Annotated in this window: 4 protein-coding genes; all 4 read right to left on the minus strand. The window is 70.5% G+C overall.

Features of this window, described 5'->3' with window-relative positions; genetic code table 11:
* Positions 1 to 194 precede the first annotated feature (194 nt).
* The 4 genes from ACZ4AA_RS38370 to ACZ4AA_RS38385 all read right to left on the minus strand — a co-directional run bounded on the left by ACZ4AA_RS38370 (position 195) and on the right by ACZ4AA_RS38385 (position 4,112).
* Positions 195 to 545 carry a hypothetical protein gene (locus tag ACZ4AA_RS38370; protein ID WP_467613346.1) on the minus strand — a complete coding sequence of 117 codons (351 nt, stop codon included), beginning with the start codon at positions 543 to 545 and terminating at the stop codon, positions 195 to 197.
* A gap of 98 nt (positions 546 to 643) precedes the next feature.
* Positions 644 to 2,311, minus strand: coding sequence for an alkaline phosphatase D family protein (locus ACZ4AA_RS38375; RefSeq protein WP_467613348.1), 1,668 nt, complete (start codon positions 2,309 to 2,311; stop codon positions 644 to 646).
* A 162-nt stretch (positions 2,312 to 2,473) separates the two neighbouring features.
* Positions 2,474 to 3,295 (minus strand): thioredoxin domain-containing protein, encoded by an 822-nt coding sequence (locus ACZ4AA_RS38380; RefSeq protein WP_467613350.1) that lies wholly within the window; start codon positions 3,293 to 3,295, stop codon positions 2,474 to 2,476.
* 130 nt (positions 3,296 to 3,425) lie between these two features.
* A complete protein-coding gene (locus ACZ4AA_RS38385) occupies positions 3,426 to 4,112 on the minus strand; it encodes a hypothetical protein (RefSeq protein ID WP_467613352.1) in 687 nt (228 codons plus the stop codon).
* Positions 4,113 to 4,306 lie beyond the last annotated feature (194 nt).

Genomic DNA, 4,306 nt, shown 5'->3' on the forward strand with positions numbered 1-4,306 from the left:
TCCCCCAAGCTCTTCGAGCAGGGGGCACCCCCAGCGGCGTTGTCGTCGGTCGCCAACGTCCCCCAGCCTCCGGCCGGGAGGTGCCCCCACCGCGTTGGCTCCCTCCTCCGCCTTGCAGTTGCACGCACCAGACCCCGCTCACCGGCGCAGAGCAGTCTCGTCGATGCCCTGCGACCTGATCCAAACGACCGGCCCTAGCCCGGGAAGCACTCCTTGGGCGGGTGCGCCAGCGACATGAAGTGCCCGGACCACACCCAGCTCGTCGGCTTGGAGTTGTAGATCCGGAACCACCGCTCCCCCGAAGGGGTCTTGGTGGTCGAGCACTGGATGCGCAGGGTTATGCCCGCCGCCGCCGAGTGGAACCGGGTCGACGAGGACGTGGGCTGGGCGTAGACGGGAGCAGTCTCCATCGGGGCCAGGTTGACGTAGGCGGGCGCCGCCGCTGCGACTTCCTGGGCCTCGGCGGACGTGGTGGTGAGTCCGGCGAGGACCAGCGCGGCGCCGAGCACCGCGGACTTCGTCAGGACACTTTGGGGGGTGGCCATGTGACTCCAATCGTGATCGATAGTGACGGCCTATTTACCTTTCAAGCCGTCAATATCCCTAATAATAACGGGACTTGATCACTCGCGATCATCAGCCCCTATACGGGGTCGTATGTCCGCTCCACGGTCTGGGTGCCGCTGCGCGTGCGGTACGAACGGGCCCAGGACGAGGTGGCGTTCGGGTTGGTGCGGTCGGAGAGGACGTAGTAGTCCATCTGCGCGCGGTCGGCGGTGACGTCCAGGACGCCGTAGCCGTGCCGGTCGGTGTCGACCCAGTGCACATGGCGGTTGGCCGCGCGGATGACCGGGGCGGCGACGGCCGAGACGACGCCCTCGGGGACCTTGAGGATGTCGTCGAGGTTGTCGGAGGTCATCGAGGTGACCACGAACTCCGCGGCGGCGGACGGGGACAGCGGGTACGTACCGGCGTCCACCGGCACGTCGTTGGCCCAGGCCATGTGGATGTCACCGGTCAGGAAGACGGTGTTGCCGATGGCGTTGGAGCGCAGGTGGCCGAGGAGTTCGCGGCGGTCGTCGGTGTAGCCGTCCCACTGGTCGGTGTTGACGGCGATGCCCTCCTGCGGGAGGCCGAGCAGCTTGGCGAGCGGCTTGAGCAGGTCGGCGGAGAGGGAGCCCACCGAGAACGGCGAGATCATCACCGAGTTGCCGACCAGCCGCCAGGTGGTGTCCGAGGACTTGAGCCCGGACTTCAGCCAGTCGAGCTGGGCGCGCCCGGTGATCGTACGGTCCGGGTCGTCCACCGAACCGCTGGCGGTGGAGGCCTGCTGGGACCGGAAGGAACGCAGGTCGAGCAGCGAGAGGTCGGCGAGCCTGCCGAAGCGCAGCTTGCGGTAGGTGGTGCCGGCGATGGCCGGACGGACCGGCATCCACTCGAAGTAGGCCTGCTTCGCGGCCGCCTGACGGTCCGACCAGGCGCCCTCGGCACCCTCGGTGTGGTTGACAGCGCCGCCCGACCAGGAGTTGTCGGCGAACTCGTGGTCGTCCCAGATCGCGACGACCGGCGCCTTGTGGTGCAGGGCCTGGAGGTCGGGGTCCGTCTTGTGACGGCCGTGCCGGGTGCGGTAGTCGGCGAGGGTGAGGATCTCGTTGGCGGGTGAGTGCGGCCGTACGACCTTGCCGCGGGTCCCGTACTCGCCGGACTTGTACTCGTAGATGTAGTCGCCGAGGTGCAGCCAGGCGTCCAGGTCGCCCCGGGCCGCGAGATGGCGGTACGCCGAGAAGTAGCCGGCCTCCCAGTTGGCGCAGGAGACCACGCCGAAGCGCAGGCCGGGCACCGCCGCGTCGGCCGCCGGCGCGGTGCGGGTACGCGCCGCCGGTGAGTCGGTGCCGCCCGCGGAGAAGCGGAACCAGTAGTCGGTGGCCGGGGTCAGGCCGCGGATGTCGGCCTTGACGGTGTGGTCGGAGGCGGCCGTCGCGACGGTGGAACCCTTGGAGACGATCGTGGTGAACGCCTTGTCCTTGGCGACGATCCAGCTCACCTCGGTGTCGGCGCCGAGTCCTGAGCCCGGTATCGCCTGGGAATCGGGTGTCACCCGGGTCCACAGCAGGACGCCGTCGGGCAGCGGGTCGCCGGAGGCGACACCGTGCAGGAAGGCGGGTGCCTCGGCGGCGCGGGCGGGCAGGGCGGCCGCGAGCGGGGCGGCGAGCACAGCGGTGGCGGCCGCGGCCTTGACGACCGTACGGCGGCGCGGGGCGCGGGAGTTGAGGGCGTCCCCGGAGTTGGTTGATCTGAGTCGACTGGTCACGGGCGATGAGGTTACCGAGCAGTACAAGCCAAGAGCGGGCGAACTGGAAAAGTTCGCCCGCTCTTTCACTTTTCGCCGCTCAGGCCACACAGATCACACGCGCCGCCCACCTCACCCAGCCTGCCGCGCCGGACGGTCCGGGGGAGGCCTGGTGGTGATCGGTCAGGCCTTGAGGGCCTCTCCCACCACCTTGTTGAAGTCCTCGACCGTCAGGAGCGGGGTGCCCTGGCTGTCGGCGGTGAGCTGCTTGCCGTTCATGACGAAGCCCGGAGTGCCGGTCACGCCGTCCTTGTTGTCGTCGAAGGTCTTGGACATGGCCACCGCCCAGGCGTCGTAGGTGCCCTTCTTGACCTCGTCCTGGAACTTGGTGTTGCCCTTCAGTGCCGGGACGGTGTCCGCGACCTTGATCAGGTACGAGTCGTCCTTGAACTTGTCCGTCTGCTCGTCCGGGTGCCACTTCACCGAGTACAGCGCGGTCTTGTACTCGAGGAACGCCTCCGGGCTGACGTTGAGCGCCGCGCCCAGAGCGCTCAGGGCGTTCTTGGAGCCCTGGCCGTTGTCCTTGCCGTCGATGAAGGTGGCGCCGATGTACTGGATCTTGAACTTGCCGTCGTCGAGGTCCTTCTTGACGGTCGTGCCGACGGTCTGCTCGAACTGGGCGCAGACGGGGCAGCGCGGGTCCTCGTAGACCTTGAGGGTCTTCTTGGCGGAGTCCTTGCCGATGACGACCGTGGTGCCCTTGGTGCCCGTGGTGTTGGCGGGCGCCACGACGTTCTTGGCGTCCTTCAGGCCGTCCCAGTGGCTGGGCTTGTTGTTCTGTACGACCGCGTAGCCGATCCCGCCCGCTATCGCGAGGACCGCGACGAGGGAGCCGGCCACGATTCCCTGGCGCTTGATCTTGTCGCGCTTGGCCTGGCGCTCGCGCTCCAGGCGCAGCTTCTCGCGCGCCGCCGTCTTCGAGGCCTGGCTGTTCCGCTTGCTCATAGTGGTGTTCTCCATCGGGGACGCGCACACGTGGTACGCGGAATACGTAAGGGGGACTGCTGGTGCTCAGCGCGATCCGGGGGAACGTCCGTCCGTTCGGTCGCGCACGGCGGCCCGGAAGCGGGCGCGCTCAGACGAAGACGGCCGGGCGGGGCGGTCCCCGGCGTCCCAGGGAGTGCACGAACAGACGGGTGCGGGCGGCGGCCTGCCGGGGCGCGGTGCGCGGCAGCGGACGGGCCGGATCGAGCGGCGCGCACACCGCGGCGACCGCGAGCAGCAGCGGCCTGAAGGTCGAGGCGGCCACCGCGCGCAGCAACTGGTCCAGGGCGCGCTCGCCCCGGCGCAGCCAGGCGGCGGCGAGCAGGCCGACGGTGACGTGCGCGCCGAGCAGCAGCCAGGCGGCGGCCGGGTCGGCGTGCGCGAGCAGGGCGGCGGCGCGGCCGGGGCCCTCGCCGGTCACCCCGGACAGCGGGGTGCCCACGCTGCCGCCGCCGCACAGCACGTCAAGGCCGACCGAGCGCAGCGGGCCCGCGACCGGGCCGCCGACCCTGCCGTAACAGACGTGCTGGCCGGTCGTGAACACGGTGTCGGCGGCCAGTTCCAGCGGGACGAGCAGGGCGGCGATGCGGCCGAAGCCGCGCTCGCGGCCCGCGAGCGCGAAGGAGAGGGCGAAGACGGCGGCGCTGATCGCGGCCACGGTGGTCAGCGGCAGCGGCATCTGGGACAGCAGCACGTGCGACGCGGCGGAGAGCGTCACGACGACAGCCGTGAACACCGCCGCGCGTGCGGCTCTGAGCTGGGTCCCGGATATGTCCATGGCGGAGGTGAGTCTCCCACGCGCTCCCGTAAGCGTCCCCTAAAGGATTTCTGTGCGTCACGGGAGCGCCGCGGGGCGGGGGGGGGGGGGGGGGGGGGCCCCCCCCCCCCCCCCCCCGCCACCCCCCCCCCCCCCCCCCGGCCCGGCCACGGGCAGAACAAATGGGTTGGGCCCCGCACCGCCCGCGCGGACTC

It is taken from the genome of Streptomyces sp. NPDC024698, assembly GCF_055559015.1.

Bases quoted from the DNA above. Each gene is read 5' to 3' on its own strand.
- ACZ4AA_RS38370 (WP_467613346.1), bottom strand. From the start codon at position 545: ATGGCCACCCCCCAAAGTGTCCTGACGAAGTCCGCGGTGCTCGGCGCC.
- ACZ4AA_RS38385 (WP_467613352.1), bottom strand. From the start codon at position 4,112: ATGGACATATCCGGGACCCAGCTCAGAGCCGCACGCGCGGCGGTGTTC.
- ACZ4AA_RS38380 (WP_467613350.1), bottom strand. From the start codon at position 3,295: ATGAGCAAGCGGAACAGCCAGGCCTCGAAGACGGCGGCGCGCGAGAAG.